This is a genomic window from Mycoplasma sp. 773, assembly GCF_053851515.1.
Map to the genome: position 1 here is coordinate 1 of NZ_JBSQAV010000002.1, position 22,394 is coordinate 22,394.

General features: G+C 27.3%; 7 protein-coding genes, 1 tRNA gene and 1 other RNA gene. 3 read left to right on the forward strand and 6 right to left on the reverse strand.

Annotated elements, in window-relative coordinates:
* On the forward strand, positions 1–3,599 hold a 3,599-nt coding region (locus ACWXVJ_RS00415), incomplete at its 5' end, for a hypothetical protein (protein ID WP_455966013.1).
* Between the two features lie 129 nt (positions 3,600–3,728).
* Here the strand turns inward: ACWXVJ_RS00415 and ACWXVJ_RS00420 are convergent.
* Positions 3,729–3,804 (reverse strand) — tRNA-Arg (locus ACWXVJ_RS00420).
* A 458-nt stretch (positions 3,805–4,262) separates the two neighbouring features.
* On the opposite strand from ACWXVJ_RS00420, the gene ACWXVJ_RS00425 reads away from it, so the two are divergent.
* A complete protein-coding gene (locus ACWXVJ_RS00425) occupies positions 4,263–5,957 on the forward strand; it encodes a S41 family peptidase (RefSeq protein WP_455966015.1) in 1,695 nt (564 codons plus the stop codon).
* A gap of 62 nt (positions 5,958–6,019) precedes the next feature.
* Here ACWXVJ_RS00425 and uvrC read toward each other — a convergent pair whose 3' ends face one another.
* Together uvrC and ACWXVJ_RS00435 are read right to left on the reverse strand one after the other, a co-directional pair.
* Entirely contained in the window at positions 6,020–7,714 is a 1,695-nt protein-coding gene (gene uvrC, locus ACWXVJ_RS00430) for an excinuclease ABC subunit UvrC (RefSeq protein WP_455966017.1), read from the reverse strand.
* 3 nt (positions 7,715–7,717) lie between these two features.
* A complete protein-coding gene (locus tag ACWXVJ_RS00435) occupies positions 7,718–8,632 on the reverse strand; it encodes a gamma-glutamylcyclotransferase (RefSeq protein WP_438340751.1) in 915 nt (304 codons plus the stop codon).
* Positions 8,633–8,828: 196 nt separating this feature from the next.
* Here ACWXVJ_RS00435 and ACWXVJ_RS00440 point away from each other — a divergent pair, with 196 nt between their 5' ends.
* The gene (locus tag ACWXVJ_RS00440) at positions 8,829–20,027 is read left to right on the forward strand and encodes a hypothetical protein (RefSeq protein WP_455966019.1); all 11,199 of its coding nucleotides are present in this window, start codon (positions 8,829–8,831) and stop codon (positions 20,025–20,027) included.
* 714 nt (positions 20,028–20,741) lie between these two features.
* On the opposite strand, the gene ACWXVJ_RS00445 is transcribed toward ACWXVJ_RS00440, so the two are convergent.
* The 3 genes from ACWXVJ_RS00445 to rpsD form a co-directional block, all read right to left on the reverse strand.
* Positions 20,742–21,359 carry a hypothetical protein gene (locus ACWXVJ_RS00445; protein ID WP_455966021.1) on the reverse strand — a complete coding sequence of 206 codons (618 nt, stop codon included), beginning with the start codon at positions 21,357–21,359 and terminating at the stop codon, positions 20,742–20,744.
* 10 nt (positions 21,360–21,369) lie between these two features.
* An RNA gene (gene ffs, locus ACWXVJ_RS00450) (signal recognition particle sRNA small type) lies at positions 21,370–21,465 on the reverse strand.
* Between the two features lie 127 nt (positions 21,466–21,592).
* Positions 21,593–22,195, reverse strand: a complete 603-nt coding sequence (gene rpsD, locus ACWXVJ_RS00455; RefSeq protein ID WP_438340744.1) for a 30S ribosomal protein S4 — start codon at positions 22,193–22,195, stop codon at positions 21,593–21,595.
* Positions 22,196–22,394: the final 199 nt, after the last annotated feature.

Genomic DNA, 22,394 nt, shown 5'->3' on the forward strand with positions numbered 1-22,394 from the left:
TAAATAATCAAAAACAAAATGCCGATAAAAATCTAGAAAGAATTAACAACATAATTAGCCAAAAAGAATCTGAAATTCAGGCACAAACTAATGTTAGAAATCAACTAGAAGCACAAAAAAATGACAATCAAGAGAAAATCAATAAACTACAAGAAAAGATCAAACAAACCGATCATCTTTTAGCACAAAAACAAAGTGAAATTTCAACTAAAAACAATGAATTAATAGAGGCAAATAAAGAACTAGCACAAGCTCAGGAAGCCCTAAATAATTCAATGCAAAATTTAGATAATATTAATCAGACAATCATAGACCTCGAAAAACAAAGAAAAAATCTTGAGGCAAATTTATCACAAAATAACAACAGTTTTCAAGAACAAACCAACAAAATCGATCAAATAACAATGCAACTGCACTCTGCTATTGATGAATTAAAAAAAGAGAATGAGAATCAAAAAAATAAAGTAGAAAAAGCTGAACAAGCAAAGCAAAACCTGCTAGAAAAGCAAGGCGAAATTTCGCTAAAAAACAAGGAATTAGAATTTACACAAAAACAAAAAGAAACTCTCGAAACTCAGAAACAAAGTGTGCAACAACTTCTTGATAAAATTAGTTTAGATATAGGCAAAAAAGAAAAAGAAATTCTAGATAAAACCGATGTAAAAAAACAATTAATGGTTGAACAAAATAAAGCACAACAAGAAGTTACAAAAGCAAATGAAAAGCTAACACAAGCAACACAATCACTAAATCAAAAAGCAAGTGAAATTTCAACTAAAAATAATGAATTAATAGAGGCAAATAAAGAACTAGTACAAGCTCAGGAAGCACAAAAAGCAACAAAGCAAAGCCTAGAAAACACAAACAGACAAATAAAAGAACTAGAAACTAAAAAAGAAGAGGCTGATACAAACCTTTTAAATATCAACAATAATTTACAAGAGGAATCAATCAAAATTTTGCAATTAGCAAATGATTTACAAAGTGCGATTGATGCATTAAAAAAGGCAAATGAGTCTCAAAAGAGTGCAATAGAAAAAGCAAAGCAAGCTAAGCAAAAACTTTCGCAGAATCAAAATGATATTGCTCTAAAAAATAAAGAATTGCAACAACAAAATAATCTAAAGAGTTCACTACAACAAGAAAAAGCAAAACTAGAACAAGACCTACAAAAATACACGGAAGAAATAAAACAAAAAACTGCTTCCAAAACTACCAAATCACAAGAAAAAAGCAAAGCTTCAAGTGCATTAGATACAAGTAAACAAAAAGTCACAGAAACTGAAAATAAATTAGATGAAACTAACAACTCAATTAAAGATAAATCAGTTGCTGTATCTAAAAAAGAAAAAGAATTAGAAATAGAAGAAACTAATTTATCAAATCTACAACGTTTAGAACAATATAATATGCAAGTGTTGCAAGAAAAGAACACCGAATTAGACGGAATTAGTCAAATTTTAGCGCAAACAATACATACATATGAAGAGGCTTATAATCAACATAAATCAGTAGAGCAAGAAAGTTTGAATGCAAAAAATAATATTGAAAGAATAAAAAAAGAAAAAAAGAATGAATTAGAAACTATTAAAGAAATACAGGATGAATTTAACCAGGAAAAGAAAGAGCTTGACGACGAAACTGAAAGAAGATGAAAAAAAATAAAAGATATCGAAAACGCCCCTGACACCAAAACAAATGAGGAAAGGAAAAAAAGAGATGAAGAGTGAAGAAGTGCAATAATATCATGATATGTTTGAAATAATTTTTCACTTAAATCTCGGTTAGAGAGACTCAAAAAACAATATGATCGAGAGCTGATGGATTGGGATTCTGACAAAATTATGTCTGAACTTAAGGCTGCTGAGCAAAAATATAACGATGCCCAAAAGGTATTAGAAGAAAAAACAAAAATACTTGCCGAAAAAACTAAAGAAAAAGATAATGTTCAACAAGAATACAACAATGCTGAACGTGAAAAAAATAACGCAACGCGTGAACTTGAGCAAACAAAATCTTCTATTCAAGCAAAAAATAACGAGATAGATAGGATAAAAAGAGAGTTAAATGCTGCGAAGCAAGAACTTCAGGATGCTAATGTTACAAAACAATCAAATATAGCAGAATTACAAGAAGCTAAAAAAGAATATGAAAGTAATATAAAAAACTTAAATACAAAAATTGCAGAAGAACAAAAAGCTGTAGATACATTAAATAATGTAGAAACAAATAAAAATTTATTACAACAAAAAATACAAGAAACTGAAACAAAAATAAATCAAATAGATAATGAAATAGCTAAAATCAACCTTTCATTAGCGCCATTAACTAATTCAAGCAAAACATTGCAAACAGAAAATAACGGAGTTGAAAGCGAATTGAGTCAAGCTAATAAAAATGTAACACAAAAAACTAGTGATCTTGAATTAGCAAACACTAAATTAAAAGAAGCAAACGCTAAAATTCAGGAAATTAAGAAAAATAAAGAAGAAGCAACCCTAGCCAAACTAAAAGCCGATAATAATTTAAAGGAAACTCTAAAAAATAAAAGTGATCTCGAAACCCAACTTCAAACCACGATACAAACAATAGATGAAAAACAAAAAGAAGTAAACAAAAAAAATAATGCACATGAAATAGCAAAACTAGAAGAACAAAAAGCCCAAGCTAATAAGGAAAAAGCAGATTTTGAACATAAAATAGCAACCCAAAAACTAAATAATAAAAATCAAGAATTAAACAACATATCAAAGCAATTAAATGATGAACAACAAGCATTGCAAGATTCTAAAACTACAAAACAAAATACACAACAAGAAGCTGACAAATTAGCAAATCAAATTAGCATTGTTAATGAAAATATTAAAAATATAGAACATGCTATCAATAACTCAAATCAATCAAAAACCATAACTGAAAACACAAATGCACAAGCACAAAAGGATTTAGAAGAAGCAAATAAGAAGGTAGCAAATAAAGCTCAAAATATAGAAAATATAAACTTAAAATTGCAAGCAGCAAATAAAGAAATTAAAAAAATCAAAAATACTAAAGCTAATGATGATTCAAAATTAGAAAAAATAAATAGTGATATTCAAATGTTTTTAAACAAAAAAGAAGAAAAGGAAGCTGAATTAAAAACTCTGACACAATCAAAGGATAAAAAAATTGCAGAAATAAATAAAATAAACAAAAATCTCGAATTCACAAGATTGGGGCAACAAAAAACTCAAAATAATAAAGATAATACAATATCATTATTGGATATTGCACAACAAAATCTAGATAACACAATTGAGCAATTAAAAAATAAAGATAACGAGTTGCAAAAAACCAAACAACAACTTAGCGAATCTCAAAGTGTCTTAAAGGAAACAACACAAGATATAAGTGAACAAGAAGAAAAACTAGAAACTATAAATAAAGATATTACAAACCTAAACCAAACTTTAGTAAGTAAAACAAAGGAAAAAGAAGAAGCAAATTTAGCAAATACAAATGCTAAAAAAGAATTAGAAAAAACAAGTCAAGAATTAGTTGAAAAATCAAAGAAACTTGAACAACTAATCAATAAACCACAAACCTATACTAATAACTAAAAAACAAAAATATCAAAAAACATCAGACTCAAATTTAAATAAAAAGATTTGGGTTTTTTCTTATTTTGTATTAAAAACAATTAAATTAAGTTTTATTAATAATTTAGTATAAAAAAAGAATAAAAAAAATGGCGATCGTAGCAGGATTCGAACCTGCGACCACATGCTTAGAAGGCACGTACTCTATCCCCTGAGCTACACGACCGTTGCATATAATATTTTAGCACTAAAATAAATTTAAGAACGCTTTTTATAAAATTTATTTTTGCATTAATTATCACAATACATATAAAATGAATTTTGATATCAAAATATGAGCTTTTTATATAGGCTATTATCCTATAATAAAAGATGCAAAATTTTGATAAAATTGTAGTTAAACAATTAAATAAAATCATAAATCTATCTTAATTTAAGTTGAGTTTGTATTTTTAAATCATAAAATTGGGAAAATAAATATTTAATTTCAAATATCAAAAAATTTTGTTTTTGTATAGAGCAACACAAACTTATAAATTTTTCAAAATCAATAAGTTTTTATAAAGAAACTAATTAAATTAATCTATTTCACATCATTGCATAAGTAAATAAATAATTTTGATAATGAACCTTAATAAAAGCGTAAAATTTCAATATTATAAGGAATTAAGAGGGAATTAAAATATGAAGAAAAAGTTCTTATTTCTATTAGGTACACCATTACCACTAATATCATTGAGTGCTGTTTCATGTTATAGTGATTTTGATTATTTAGACAATGGTCCTTCTAAAATTTTTAATATCAAGAAAACAAAATTTATAAATTTATCATCAAAAGATTATTCAATAAAAAATAAAAATCTAAACTTATATTTTCTTGACAATAAAATTCATCAACCATATGTTGCTATTGAGGAAATGTTAGGTGTTTTAAATGGTTTCGTTGATACTTCGCTAATTAGAAAAATACCGACTTATGACATCAATGCAACACAACTAGTTTCAAATAATCAATTAATGTATATTGACGCAGATCGTGATATTATTAGTGTTAGCAACGAAGCATTTTTTAATTTTGTTAAGCAAAGCAATTTGACTAATTACTCACGCTTCATAAGTTATGAAGGCTCAAAAATTGAAAATATTAACGACTTAAACGGACCTATCAAATTTGATTTAAGAAGTTATCACATCGATATTTTTAAAGAGGGGAGAAGAACTTTTATTCCTTTAAGTATTTTTAATACCTTATTTTGTAGTCAAAACTATTACAATCTCTACTATAATGGCGATGCGGTTTATGGTAAATTTTTTTCACTAATGGAAGATGAAAATGACGCTTACTCATATCAACAAGGTTCATGGTCGGCGGATAAAGAAACAACACAGGATCGAATTTATAACCTTGATAATCTCTTATTTACCCTTGATAATTTTTATGGACTTAAATCATATAAAAATATATCAAACTTTCAACAGTATATCAGCGATATAAAAAAAGAATTATTAAACAATAATCCCGATATATATAACAAGGCATATGCAAAATTATTCTTTAACAAATTAAATGACTTGCATACTAGAATTAATATGTTAAATATATTCACAAACAATAGTAAAAAAATCAATGATTATGCATCTAAATTATATGGAACTGAACGAAGTGAATATGCCAAAGTTAATGAATACCTTGAGCAAAAAAGAGCCATACTTGAGCAAAAAATTAAACAAGATGGCTTTATTATAAATGGTAACTTAGCATATATTATTATCGACAATTTTGAAACAGCATCTAATAATGAAATTTATGCAAAAAATATCAAAAGTGACACATTTGAATTTTTAAGAAATACATTACAAAAAATATTAAAACAAAAAAATATTAAAAATGTTGTGATTGATATTTCTAGAAATGGTGGTGGAAATATTGGAGCAATGTATCGTGCTGTTGGTTTATTAACAAATAAGGACATTGTTGTGCATAGTAAATCACTACTTTCTGGTATTATAGAAACACAAAAATATAAAATTGATGCTAACAAGGATGGTAATTATTATGATAATGATGCATTTGAAAACTTTAATTACTATATATTAACTAGCAAAAATACTTTTAGTGCTGCTAACACATTTTCAGGAATCATAAAGGAACTAAAAGTAGCCAAAATTATAGGTCAAAAATCTGGAGGAGGGACCGCGCCTGTATTGCCCTTGGTTTTGAATGATGGAACATCAATATCAACTAGTTCACCATTAAATTATTTATATAAACATCACGGATCAGAAATAAATCTAGAAGATGGTGTAAAACCAGACATTGAAATTCCATATAACAACTTTTATGATATAGACTATCTAACTAAAATTTTGCCTAAATAAATCTAAATTTAAATTGAATTTTTTTCTTTAAACAATAAAGTAGGAATTTAAAATTCCTACTTTTAGATTTTTATTTTCTTAATTTCACTAGCGATTTTTGTACTAATAATTTTAGATAATTCTAAAATATCTGCGTCAATTATTGCCTGATATGAGCCAAACTTTTCCAATAATTTTTGTTCTATCTTAGGCCCAACACCTTTTATTTTTGTTAAGAGACTATCTGTAATTATTTTATTGTGTCTTTTATTATAAACGGCCTTAGCACTCTTATCGACATCATATTGAATTTGCGATAAAAAATTAAATACCTTAGCATCTGAAATTTTAATTTCTACGCCACTATCATTAATTAATCTCGCAAACTCGTGGTGATTATTTTTTACAAGTCCGAAAATAGGCACATTTTTATGAAATTTTTTCAAGGCCTTAATTGCAGCATTAATTTGAATCTCACCGCCATCAACAAAAATCAAATTAATATCTTCATCAATTGAATGATCACAAAAAAACTTACTAATATTTTGATACATATAATGGTAATCAGAATTAGCATCTTCATTTTTGCAAAGTATATAAGAACGATTAAATTTCTTAACATTAATTCCATCAACAAAAATCATCCCTCTGCCAACGACTTCTTTAGTTGCTGATTGAAACGAATTATCGAATATTGCAAACCTTGAACAATCAATATTTAATATATTTTTTAAAGATTGGAGAATATCATTGCTTTTTGTTTTATCTTTTATTTTCTTTATTTTATTGCTTAAATCATTCTTAGCATTAGCATTAGCTAAATCAAGTAATTTAGAATTTATACTATAATTCTTTTTAATAATCGAATTTCTAATTTCTTTATTAAAAGGCTGATTTTTATATTTATCATCAATAATTATTTGATCAGGAATAAGGTTGTTTTTATAAAAATTTTCTATAAATTCAAATACCAATTCTTCTTCATTTTTTTCAAAACAAAATTGAAAGTCTTGGCGATTATTTAACAATGAATAACGATATTGTAAAATAGAAGCAAACAAAATATTATCATATAAATATACGCCCCATACATCAATAGATTTTTTTGTCTTTAATCTAATGTTTTGGATATTATTCTTTTCGTTTATAAAATCAAGAATTTTTTTAAGTTCTTCCGCCCTTCTAAAATCAAGTTGTAAGGAGGCGCTTCTAATTTTACTAATTAATTCTTGTTTAAATTCTTTATTAAATTTTATTATTTCCTTTGCTTTTGCGAATCTTTTATCTACCTCTACCGGAGTCATTTTTTTAATAATTAATCCTTCTTGCGTTTTTAATAAATGGACTAAATATTTAATTAATAGACGTGTTTTTTCACCATCTACAACCGGACCATAATAAATAATATCATCACGTTTTTTATATTCATTTTTAAGTTGTATATCAATACTATTGGCTTTTTTTATAATACAAATATAAGGATAATTATTATGAGAGGGAAGCATTACATTATATTTAGGTTTATATCTATTAATACTAGCTCGTTCAAACATCAAGGCTTCCGATTCCTTATCAAAAACGGTTGTATCAAAAGAAGCAATATGTTTTAACATTGCACTAGTTTTAAATGAATTATGAACATTTTTGTCAAAATATTGTGACATCCGTGATTTTAGGTTTTTGGCTTTGCCCACATAAATAACATTGCCATCTTTATCTTTTCAAAAATAAACACCAGGTTTTGTTGAAACGTCTTTAATTAATTCTTTATCAATCATTAGTTATTTCATATTTTCTTCAAGAGTATGAATAATAATATCTAATCTTCTAAATGGATCGATATCAAAATCATTAAGGGTTATTTCATAGGCAATATCTTCAAATACACCAAACTTAGGTTTTTCGATTGTTTTATCTAACTTTAAATTAATGTACTTAATTGGCTTTTTATCTAATAAGAAATCAATATTAAATTTATAAAGTGGTTTAATATCTTTAATAATTTCTACCCCTTCAATTTTATTTTCTATAGCATGATAATAAAAAATACTATTTAATGAATTTTTTCTACCAAACGAAATTAATAAAGCATATTTTTTATCATGAATTTTAATACCTAAAACTGCATAAGGGTCAACCAAATAATTCTTAAATTTTTGGTCATCCAATATCAATGCAACATACGGATGCGAAAGATGAATTATTTTTTCAAATTCTTCATCGGAAATTTCATATAAAATAGCATTATCAACCAACGGAAATAATTCTGTTTGTTGTTCTAACGTGATAAAAGCTTTTAAATTTTGCTCATTTTCATTAGGCGAAGTTGAAAATCCCATGTCATCGGTTGCTAGATAATATTTACCAAATTCTAATTTAGTGTACACATATACGTTTTCGATAATTTCGTTTGTATCAGTGGCAATAACATTGGCCTGAAATCTTTGATATTGAGGAAACATTTCTCATCTATCAATCATAAATAATTCATCCTTTGTTATTTCAAAAAGAGTGCCTTTAACTTGATGGGCAATATCTTTTTTTAATAAAAAATATGCAGTTTCATCAACACACTTAGCATAGCCATTTAATAAAGCGGGTCTTCTTACGCAATCAGGCGACAATAAATTTTTATAGAATAATTCATCTTGAATAGTTCCATATGAAAATAAATAAATTTTGTTGTCTTTTTCCATTTTTACTCCTTAAACATAAACTAATTTTAGGTAGATATTATTAATTATATTTAATATTATTTTTTTAAGCCCATTTTAGCTTGTAATATTTAAAAATTTCCTAATTTTGAGCCTCTTTCTTTTTTTTTTTTTTTTTTTATCTAAAATATTAAATTAATATAAAAAACTATACAAAAAATATTTTATTGAGGTGTTTATGAAAAAAACAAATAGAAGAAAAAAAGTTGTAGCTGGAATAATAACTGGTGTTTCAATTGGGGCAACAATTGGAACGGGCTATGTTCTTTTAAATGAAACAATAAAATGAAATCACACAATGGCAAAATTGCAAGCATTAATAAAAAAGATGAATGAGTGGAAGAAACAAAATGAAATTGATAAAAAAACATATACTCACGATCTTTATGCAACCTTTCAAAAAGAACTAAATGAGCTAGACCAATTATTAAATATAAAAGACATCAAAAAAGTAGATGAAATATTAACTAAATTACAATCATCTAAAATTAATTTCAAGAATTATAAAAGTCAATATGATAATCTTGAATTACTTAATGGTGAAGCAATTTCTGAAAAATCGTCATTTAGTGATCTTCTTGCAAACTATGAATCTAAGTACAATAATAAACCTTTTGCTACCAAATATATAACTATTTACAATCAAGAAAAAACAAATTTGGAAAATCAATACAATAATGCAACCAATGAAGATGGACTTGCAAAAGTAAAAGCCAAAGCTATTGAATTAAAAAACAATCTCCAAGTGTTGTTTAACCTGACAGATGAAATTTTAAATGCAAAAAACATTGATTCAAAATTTCCTTCTGATATCAAAAATAAAGGTATATTTGAAAAAGCAATCAAAGAAGCTGAAAAAATTCTTAATAATCCAAATGCAACCCTTGAGGAAAGACAAAAAGCACTAAATTCTTTACATGAAAAAATTTCAGAATTCCAAAAAACCCTATCATTAGAAAAACAAAACCTAATAAAGCAAATTAATGACTTAGTAAAAGATGCCGAAAATTATAAGAACACAACCCTCGATTATGACAAATATAAAAATTTAGCCAAAAAATTAGACGCTGAAATAACCAACATAAAAAATAAAATGAGCAAAGATAATGAAATTGCTACACTGAGAGAAATTCTAGAAAAGGCTAAACCACTAAAAAGTGATGCACAACAAATTAAAGAAGCTATTGATGGTTTAACCCAAGAATTACCTTCTTCACAAAAATTACTAAAAGAAATCGAATCAGCTAGCGATTTATTTAGTTCTCAAAAAATTGAGGACGAATTAAAGAATGCAATAAATGTAGGTAATGAAGCTCTAAAAAAACTTGACAAAAATAGTATTACAGAAGCTTTAGCTAATCTAAACAACAAATCAGAACAAGCAAGTGATTTAATTACAAAACAAAAAGATAAATTAATTAGTGAAATAACTAACTTAATTGAAAGAGGACATCAACAATTAGATAAAATTAAATCTTCTGATGAATATGAAAATAATAGAGACCAAATTAGCGATGCCATTGAAAATGCACTACGAAACAATAATACTAATACTTTGTTAGGCGATCTAGTTACAAATAAAAATATGCTTGATAGTTTATTAACAAAAACTAAAAAGCAAGTTGCAAGAGATAATCTGACCAGAGAAATTGCCATTGCAAAACAAAATCTTAAATATACCAAAGAAAACAATATTATTAGTTCGACTAATGAATTTGAAAAATTCATACAAGATGCTGAAAAAACGCTAGAAACATTAGATAATGAACAAAAATCCGTAGATGAAATTGAGGTTGAATATAACAACGGTGCTAAAACTTTAAAAGATAGCTACCTTCAAAAATCTAAGGAAGCATCTATAAGCACACTAGTAGAAGCTAAAGAACTTAACACTGAACTAGAACAAGAAAAATTTAAGGACAAGGGAACTTATCATGTTTCTAAAAAGGATCTACAATCAAGAATAAATTCGGCCGAAGAAACAAATAGCAATGCTAACTCAAATAGTTACAATGTTCTTGAAAAACTTAACGAGCTAAATAAAGCAATTAAAGAGGCTAAAAGATTCCGTGATGCTGATGAAAATGAACGCAAGAAAATAATTGAAGAAATTATTAAATTAAAAGAAGACATTATTAGCAAAAAGAATGAACTAATTGGTGCTCAAAATGGGCTAAAAAATGAAAATTCCGAAAAATATAAGACATTAATCAAGGAATTAGACAAAGTTTTAGAAGATTATAATACTAACATTGAGCCAAATGTTAGCGATTTTGGTGTTGCGAGATTAGATGATGTTAAAGTTAATCTAAAAAAAATAGTTGATAAAATACCTAAAGAAAAAGAAGAAATCAATAAAAAATTTAGCGAATTAAATACCAAATTGGATGAATTAGTTAAAAAAGCAAATGACTTTGTATCGCAAATGCCAACTGATGAATATGATCCTGAAAAACAAGATCTAAAAGATTTAATAACCAAAACGCAAGATCCAACTAATAGGGATGCTATTGATGAATTAAAACAATTAGTTGAAGATTTTAAGGATAAAAATCGAAAAGCGGAAACAAAAATTATCCAAATTAATTCTAATAAAGATGAAGAAATCGAAAAAATTAATAACAAGATTGCTGAAATAACCGATTTTGCTAATGCAAATAAAGATGAATATCCTCAAATAACAACCCCATTATTAGAATCGCTAAAATTAGTCAAAGACAATAATTATCCAAGTTATAACAATACTATCCAAGAATTACAACAAAAATTATCTAATATCACAAGCGCACTAGATAATGCAAAACAACTGCTTTCAAATACACAAAATAAAGAACAGCTTTCATTATCAACCAACCAACTTGAGGCTATAAAAGATAGCATCAAAAGTAATGATGACGAAATGATGCAACTAAAGCACAACTTAGATGTTGAAATCCAAAAAGCACGTGAAATAATCGCGAAAGAACAAACAGATAAATATACTCAAGAAAAACAAACTATTGATAATCTAAAGCAAAGCGCAGAACAACAAATTATTGATTTTGAACAAAAATTAGCAGAAGCAAAAAGTAGATTTAACCAGGCTAAAGAAAGTGCTAATAGCGTTCTGGAACAAGCAAAAAGTGATCCTAATAGCGCTAACTATGCTGACATCATTGCTAAAATCAAAGAAAAGATTAGTCAAAATGATGTTATTGATGAAAACGGTCCTTTAAAAAATATTGATGCTGCAACAGCTGAACTTAATGGTTTAGCAAGTTTTTATAATGCAGAAAAAGAAAAAGCTGATGCTATTACACAAGCTGCTCTTGACAAACTAAATCAAGAAATCGAAAATGCTGAACAAATTAAAAACAAAATGGAGCAAGAACCAGATTTAGATACACAAAAAGCAGTGTTAGAAAAAGCAATTGAAGTTGCTAGAACTTCACATATGCAAAGTCCGAAGTTAACTAATAACGCTATAAAACAAGTTCAAGATACACTAAAGCAAGCAGAGGATGTAGCAAATGACGCCATCGATAAAGCAAATAAGCAAAAAGATGGTATCAGAACAAATATTGCACAAAAAGAAGTTGAAATTCAAAATTATATTAACAATGTTTTAACGAAACCTGAATATGAAGCTATCAAAAATGATCTAGATGCCTTTTTAAAATCTTATGAGGCAAATGATAAAAATCTTCTAGGGGAAAAAACTAGACAGCAACTAGATGATTTAGTAACGCAAATGAATATGCATCTTGATTCTGCTAAACAAAAGAAGGACGAAAAAGATGCAGAAATAAGAGCTAAAAATAAGCAAGCTCTAGCAGAAGCAAAAGAAGCATTAGCAAATGTTTCAAATTCAATAACAAGCAAAGATCCAAAAATGACTGCTTTAAGAGACGAACTTAACCAAGCAATCAGCGAATCAGAAGCAATCATTACAAATGAAGAATCAGATAAATATGTTAGTCAAAAAGAAAAACTAGAAAACCTAAGTAAAAAAGCAGAAACCACAAAAACAGAATTTGCTAAGGAATTACAAAACACCAAAGAAGCTCATGCGCAAAAAATTCTTGAAGTAAGAGAAAAAATCTCACAACTTCAAGCAGATGAAAATGCAGCTAATTTAAATAATGTTATTCAAGAACTGCAACAAGCAATTGCAGATAATCAAACAATCGATGATAATCTACCACTATCAGAAATTAATAATAAAAAAGATCAATTACAAAAAGCAATAGAAACTGCAGAAAACAAAAAAAATGCTGAGGCACAAAAAACTAGTGAGCATTTAGCACAACTACAAAAAACAATAACAGATGTTAGTGCTACAAAAGACTCAATGACTTCTGAGCCATTATTAAGTAGTGCCCAAACTAACTTAGAGCAAGCAATCGCAATAGCACAAACAGCAAAAAATCAAACTCCAAAATTAGCAAATAACGAAATCGATGAAGCTAAAAAAACATTACTACAAGCAGAAAATATTGCCAAACAAGAAATTAAAAAGATAAATGATCAAAAAGACCAAATTAAAAATCAAATTAATCAAAAAGAAACAGAAATTCGTGATTATATAAATACCGATTTAGCAGGAAATGATTTTGCAAATATAAAAAACGAATTAGAAAAACACTTAAATGATTATGTAAATAATGAAAAAAATAGCTTATCAAATAAAACAAAACAACAACTTACTGATTTACTATCTAAATTAGATTCACAACTACAAGACATTAAGAATAAAAAACAACAAAAAGACTTAGAAATTAGAGAACAAAATAAGCAAAAGCTAACAAAAATAAAAGAAGCCCTTAAAAGCGTTGGTAATAGCATCACAAGTCGTGATCCTGAAATGACAAAACTAAAACAAGAAATTAATACAACAGTCGCTGCGACTGAGGGTATAATTAGCAAAAACGAATTTAATAAATATGTATCGCAAATTTCAAAAATCGAAAGTTTAAAAACTGAAGCAGATAAAAAGATAAGTGACTTTACTAAAAAATTAAATACCGAAAGAGACACATATAGACACAAGCTACAAGAAGCCAATAATAAAGTATCTGAATTACAAAATGATGCTAACTCAGCAAATCTAAATACTGTAATTCAAAATTTGCAAAACACAATAAATCAAAATAACAATGCCCAAGACAGAGACCCAATTTCATCATTTACTACTAAAAAGGAGAATTTAGACCAAGCAATAAAAACAGCTGAAAGAGAAAAAGCTGTTGCAAATCAGAAAACTGAAGCAAATTTAGCAAAATTAGGAAATACAATCAATGAATCAAAAACTACGCTAAATTCAATGAATTCTGAACCTTTATTATTGGATGCTAAAAATAAATTAAGTGAAGCAATCAAAACAGCTGAGGGTATAAAAAATCACACACCTAAACTGGCTGATAAAGATATAGAAAATGCAAATAAAACCTTATTAGAAGCAAAAACAGCAGCAGAACAAGCTATAACAGACATAAATAGCCAAAAAGACTCAATCAAGACGCAAATAAACCAAAAAGCCAAGGAAATTGAGGATTACAAAAATAACCTAAATGGAAATCAATATGATGAAATTAAAAATAAATTAAAAACAGAATTAGATAATTTCAATAGCAATAATAAGAATAATCTTGGTTCTAAAACAAAAGCCGAATTAGATGAAATATTAAATGATTTAAACAAAAAATTATCCGATGCTAAGGTGGACAAAGCTAAAAAAGATAATGACATAAATGCTCTTAATAAGCAAGAATTAACAACCACAAAAGATAATTTAAAGACATTTGTCGATTCAATAACAAGCAATGATAAGGAAATGTCAGACCTTAAGAAAAAAATAAAAGAGGCAATTAAGGAAGCTGAAAGTACAATTTCCCAAGATCAAACAGATAAATTTGTTGAACAAAAGAAGAAACTTGATGATCTAAAAGAAAAATCTGAAAAAGAAAAAACATCATTTGACGCCAGAGCAAAACAAGCAAAAGATGCCTATGACCAAAAATTAAAAGAGGCTCAAGAAAAATTAAATAATCTAAGAAGTGATTCAAATGTAGCAAACCTAACTGATGTAATTAATACTTTGCAACAACAAATTAACAATAATCAAAACGCTAATATTAATGATGCAATTAAGAATATTAACAACAAAAAAGATTCGTTACAAAATGCGATACAGGCAGCAGATCAAGCCAAAAATGCAGCAGATCAAAAGACACAAGCAGCTTTAAATAAATTAAATGATGCAATAACTGCCGCAAATAAAACAAAAGATATGATGGCAAATGAATCTGCACTAAATAGTGCTAAGGATACATTAAGTGAAGCTATAAGAGTTGCTCAACAAGCAAAAGATAATAATCAAAAATTAGCCGATACTCAAATAGAAAGTGCAATTCAAACATTAACTCAGGCTGATAATGTGGCAAAAGAAGCTCTCAAAAATATAAATACTGAAAAAACAACTTTAATAAATCAAATTTCTCAAAAAATAGATGAAGTTTCAAACTTTTCAAATACATTAAAAAACCATCCTGAATACAAAGAAATCAAAGATAAATTAGATACAACTCATAATAAATACAAAGATAAAAATGCGTTAAATTCAAAGGCTAAAAATGAACTTCAAAGCACATTAACTGAATTAATAAATGCATTAGACAAAGCAAAACAGAATAAAATTAAAAAAGATAATGATATTACACAAGGAAATAGACACGCTCTTGAACAAGCTAGAGATACATTGCAAAATATTTCAAATTCAATTACTAGTCATGATAATGAAATGACAACACTTAAAGTCAAACTTGATGAAGCAATAAAAGAAACAAAAAAAATTCTTGATAGTAATCAAGCAAGTAATTATGTCACTCAAAAACAAAAATTAGAAGATTTAAAAACCGAAGCTGAACAAAAGAAGAAGCAATTTGAAGCTAAATTACAACACGCAAAAACTGAACATAATAATAAAGTTAAAGAAGCAGAAGCTAAAATAAGCCAATTAAATCAAGACAAGAACTCTGCAAACTTGACTAATGTAATTAAAAAATTACAATCAGTTATTGATAACAATAAAAGCATTAATGATAATGATAGCATTGTAAATATAGACAATAAAACAAAAACATTGCAAGATGCTATTCAAACTGCCGAAACAGAAAAAACCACTGCAAATCAAAAAACCAATAACGAACTTGCTGAGTTTGAAAAAACAATTCAAAAGGCTGATGCAACTAAAACCACAATGGATAATGAGCCAGAATTAAATAGTCAAAAACAAACCTTGCAACAAGCAATCAATACAGCTAATGGTATTAAAAACGCAAGTAAAAATGCAACTGATGCCCAAATAAAAGAAGCTAATAAGGCGCTTGCTGATGCTGAAAAAGTTGCAAAAGCTGCACTTGATAATATCAATGTTCAAAAATCAAAATTGATAAGTGAAATTCAGACAAACGCTAATAATGTTCAACAATATATAACCCAAAATTTATCTAATAATAGTGATTATAATCAAATTAAGACTGAATTAGAACGAGTTTTAAATGATTATAATAAGAATGATAAAGCAAATATTAATTCTAAAACAAAACGCGATTTAGAACAACTTAAGTCAAAACTTCATGATGCACTTGAAAAAGCCAAAAGTGATAAAACTCAAAAAGATACCCAGATTGTAGCAAGAAATAGACAAAATCTAATAAATGCTAAAAATCAAATAAATGATGTTGCAAAGCGTATTATTACTCGTGACCCTGAAATGGTAAAACTTAAAAAGCGCTTAGAAGAAGCTATTAAAGAAGCAGAAAGAATTATTAATGATAATGATCAAAGTAAATATATTCAGCAAAAACAAGTAATTGATAACTTAAAAAATGAAGCAAACCGTGCAATAAATGATTTTAATGATAGACTTCATGCTGCGCAAGCTCAACATGACCAAAAACTCAGAAATGCAAAAGCAAAATTAAATTCATTAAAACAAGATCCAAACCGCGCAAATTTAGTCACCATAATTAGTCAATTGCAACAAAAAATTAATACAAATAAATCCAAAGAAAAGATTGACCCAATTAAAAGCATTTCAGATAAGACTAAAGCCTTAGAACAGGCAACAACAAACGCCGAAACACAAAGAGTAGCCGCAAATAAGAATACTGATGCTGAAATTGCTAAATTAGAAGCGACTCTTACCAAAGCGAATGCTACAAAAACCGAGATGGATAAGGAACCGGCATTAAAAAGTTCAACAGAGGCACTTACAAATGCGATTAGTTCAGCACAACCAGCAGCTAATAAAACTACTAAACTAACTGATGCTCAAATTATCAATGCTAATAGAAGTTTAACGGCGGCTGAGGATGTTGCCAAAAATGCTCTTGATGCTATTAATACCCAAAAACAAAAATTAAGAACACAAGTGCAACAAAAAGCAGATGCAATTAACACTTATATAACTTCAAACCTAAATAAAAAAGAATACAACACAATTAAGAAAGAACTACAAAATATTCTTAATACATACAATTCGCAAAATAAACCTCATCTAACAACAAAAACAAAAGCTCAATTAGAAGAAATATCTAGAAATCTAGAAAATGAATTAAATAAGGCTAAACAAAAGAAAACAAAACAAGATAGCGATACAAGCATTGCTAATAAGAAAAAGGAAATTAATAAATTAATTGACCAAATTCCTTATCCAGATCCTAAATCACCTGAAGCAACCCAAGCCAAAACTGCATTAAAAAACGCTGTCGATAAATTAAATAATATCCAAAGTTTAGATCAAAAACAAACTGAGATAACTAATTTTAGCAGCCATATGCAAAAAAAGAAAGATCAGTTAGGTGCCAATGGCGAAAATCTAAAATATTCACAAGATAATGCACAAGCAGTTCAAAAAATAAAACAAAAGCTAAATTCAGCGGAAAATATAGATCAAGCTAACAATGCGTTGCCTGATGGTTGAGCTAATAAGATTGAAACATACAAAAATGTAATTAATAGTTCATTTAATGATGGACCAGATAAGAACAATTTAATAACAAGATTAAACCAAACTGTTCCTACAACAATAACTGGCAATGACATTTATAATGAAAATAACTTAAAAAATGAAATAATACTAAACTATAAACGTCTTTCAAAAGAAAAAATTGGCACTTTAACCAATATTCCTCAAAATGAAAAAAATAATATAACGAGAAATATCGATAACATACAAGTTCCCAATGATCATACAAATTTATCTAAAACCATCGTTGACATTAAGTTACTTGTGACAAATGCTACAAGACAAAACTTCAACTTATTTATTGATAAATTAGCATATCCAGAAAAACCATCGCAATTAAGAACTGATTCATTAAAAACAAAAGAAAAAATTAAGCAGGATCTAACATCTAAAATTGATTATTCAAATAAAAATTCTGTGGAAACGACTCTAAATAAGCTAAAAACAAATATTGATACATTAAAAAATGAAATAAATAATATTAAACCAGAAGCAAAGAAAAATGAATTCTTAACAGAATTTTCTAAGGCTGATCATACTAAAATTTCAACATTATTACAAAAGGTTAGAAAATATAAACAGGATTATGAAAACAAAAAGCGTTTAGCTCAAGAAGTTATTTCGCAAATTACTGATCAAAATGAAAAGAAAAAACTGCAAGAAAAATTAGATAACCCAACAAATAGTATCGAAAACTTTGATGCTATTAAAACTGAAGCAGAAAATCAAAAAGAAAAAGAAATTAAGCAAAAGTCTAAGGAACTTCAAAGAGCTAAAGATGAAGCAAAGAAAATTGTCGACGAAATTAACTATCCTAGTGGAAACAAATCTCACGCGAACGAAACTTTGAAACGCCAAATTGATCAAGCACAATCAATTGATGAAATTAATAGATTAAATGAAAATAATAAGAAGATAAAAGATGCTGTTAAGAGGGCTCTTGACGCTATTGATAAATTAACAGATAATAAAGAAAAAGAAAATTTAAAAAGAGAGCTTGATAGCACCATAAGTATCGATGGCCAAAATAGTGGTATTAAACATATTACCGGTAAGGCTATAATGAAACATCGTGAAGCATTAGAAAAGAAAAAAGGTAATATTCAAAAAGAAATAGAAAAACAAAAGGATTCGGCAGATAAAAAAGATTTAATAAACCAACTAAAACACATCGATAGTGAATCAGACCTAGATATGGTTAAGCAACAACTTAACTTAATTAAGGAAAAAGATAAACTAAAAGATGAAGTTTCAAAACTTGAACTATTTGACCTATCTGGCCACTCAAATGGAAATGGTCAAACTGGTAGAGGAGGTTTAAATAGTTCGGAATTATCAATGCTAAACAAGAGAATTACTGACGCAACTACTAAGCAACAACTAGATGCTATAAAAAATGATATAGATCGTCAAAAAGCCGCAGAACTTAATGACTTAAAATTGCAACATGCAAACGGGGGAACCATAATAAATAGCGATTATACTCAAACCTTCCAGGATTTTAGTGAAATGAAGAAAGCCTTATTCTCAATTATTGCAAAAATACAAGTAATTAAAGGAATAGGAAATCATGCAGCTGAAAGTGAATTCAGAAATAAAGGAATGGCGTTGCAAAATAAAATACTTTATCAAACAACAACCATAGATCAATATAAAAAAGTTAAACAGGAAGTAGAAAATTTTGCTAAACGTTGAGAAGATGATAGCAAAACTAAGAATTGAACATTCTTCTTTATTGAAAGAGTTGAAAAACATTCTACACAAATCCCGCCTGAAGCCGGTCCATTCCCAGTAAATGTTGCGAAAGAACATATTGATCATATTAAAAAAATATTTGAAGATCCAGGGACAACACGTGAACAAGCCATAGAAGCAGAAAATAATTATCTAAAACATATATTCTTTAATGCAAGAAGATTAAAAAAGCTTGATTATGACTATCTACAATTTATTAAAGACTTAAAATTAAATCCGTTCTTGGATGAAAATGAAAAATCAAGACTTGATGCGCAATTTGACAGCTTTAAGAAAGCTCCTAGTATAAACAGCAAAGAAATAGTAGCTCTTAATATTGATTCTAGCTTGATTGGAAAAAGAACTAATACAAGGGATTTCTGAAGGGCAAGTTCACAAATCGCCTTTGTTGAATATTGGGTTTCAATGGTTGCTGAAGCATCAGAAAATATAATTAGCCAAGAAAACAAATATATATGAATTGATAAAATTGCTCTAAATATTGATGAAAGAAAAGAAGTCGCTAAAAAACTATGAGATGAGTTTAAAGCCAAATATAAGGATACGCTACTAAAAGGCGTTCCATTAGATAAAGACGGATTTCCTCGAAGACATGAACCGTTCTTTGAATAAAATATTTTATTGAAACATTAATTAATGATTTTCATAAATTAATAACTTAAACTTTTAACATTTTTAATAACTAAACAATAAAATAAGGGGAAAATGCTGATTTATTAAAAAAATCAGTATTTTTTTACTTTTTTGACCTCAAATATATAATAATTTAGTTATAAATAAACTAAAGAAAATAAGGTAAAAATGATACTAAAAGGCCAAAGAGTTCAAATGTCTAAAAATGTCAAAATGATTAGAAAAGGTGATAATAAATATGTATATTATTAGAAGATGATAAAAAAATATCATTCGTTGCTTATACCGGGCAATATTTGACAATAACTAAAATTTTTAAAGATTTATATATAGATAAACAATTCCCGTATTTCCCACTTTAAGTATAAAAAAATAAATATTCCATTTTTATGGAGTTTATTAAGTTAAAATAAAAGGATTTTTTCAGTAGTGTACAAAATTTTGTGTAAATTAATCTCAGGCTTACCTTTTAGTAAGAGATTTTAGTATAGCAATTACACAAATCTAAATTTATTATGCAAAAACAACCAAACAACATGACAAAATTTGATAAATTTTCTTCCAAATATGTTGTTTGAATATTTTAATTATTTAATCTTCTTTTTCAAAAATAAATTGTAACTGATTAAAAACAGGCCCTCAATTAGGAATAAGGTACCAAAAATAATAAATTAAAAAGTCCTTTTGGACTTTTTAATTTATTGATTCCAAGTCATAAATGGCTTTTTCAATATTAATCCCAATAATATTATGAACATAATGATAAACTGATGATTCTTTGTTTAAAAAAGCATCATTTGCGGTTTTTATTTTAATAAAATAATTTTCATGAAGCTGAATATTTGCATTAACGTCACATTTATATACTGTTTCTAATAGATATTTAAATTCTTTCTCAGCAATTTCTTGATCGCAAAAAACATAAAATGGTCAAAAATTATTTTCTTTATATTTAAACGTAATTAATGTTCCACCTTTTCCATCATTGTTTATTATTTCACGAATTTTTTTTAACTGCTTTAATTTAAAATAAGAATTTTTTTTATTGGCAGTGATATTTTTAATAAAAACAGCATCTTTATTAAACTGACTATAAAACAATTCATAAGAACAAATGAAATATAAACTTTCCTCAAAGTAGAAATTATATTGAGTTTCTTCATTACTTATGTATGATTCATAATCAATAGAATTATAAAACGGAGATTTTGCAATTTTTTTATAAATAACAAAATCACCTAAATCAAGAATTGGTAATATATCATAATCTTCTTGATTTTTTATAGGACTTAATAAACGTGTGCAAATCATTTCTTTCTCCTTAAAATAAAAACCACAAGACACTGCACTTCTCGATATGGCTGCTATATCTCTATCCTGACCAATTTACAAGGTTACCGTTCTCATGGCTTTATTATTATACTATATTTGCAAGCATTTTATTATATTAAATTAATCCAAAAAAACGCTTTGAATAAACTACATTATTTGCAACATTAACAAATGTCCCAAAATGAATTATAAAATGCGCCGAAGCGCAAATTTTAACGTCTGTTGTAATATTCAACAATTAATGATTCATCAATTTCTTTTGCAAACTCATTTCTTTCTGGCATTCTTGTATATGTAAACTTATTCCCATCACGAGTTAATCATGCAGCGGTTGTCATAACTTCAAGAGCGTCTTTAACATTTGCATTATTTTCTAATGATGATTTAAGTTCGATTACAGAGCCTGGTTTAATAATCATTGAAGGTATGTTTGCCTTATGTCCATCAACAACTACGTGATTATGGTTTACAAATTGTCTTGCCTGAGCTCTAGTACGAGCGAATCCTGCTCTAAATACTAGGTTGTCTAGTCTAGATTCAACTAGTTGCAATAAATTAATACCTGTAACACCATCTTTTCTAGCGGCAATAGTAAATAGATTTTTGAATTGTCTTTCATTTAAACCATACATAAATCTAACTTTTTGCTTTTCATACATATGTAATTGGTAATCAGAAGGTTTCGATCTTTTGGCACCATGTTGACCAGGCGCAGTCATTCTCTTCTTACCCTTTGTGAATTCTTTATTATTTTCTAGAAGCGATGTTCCATATCTTCTAGATTTTTTAAAAATTGATCCTAAGAATCTTGACATATTTTTTTCCTTTCAATATGCAAAGACAATTAAATAATTCTTAATTTATATTTTTTTCTCTAATGATTTCGGTTAAACAGCTTCCTTACTATCAAATTTATAAAACAAAGAAAAAACTTTTAAATAATATTATTTATGCTGTTGTCAATGCTTTACAATTATACCTTATTTTTATTGTCAATAACTAATTATTTTCGCA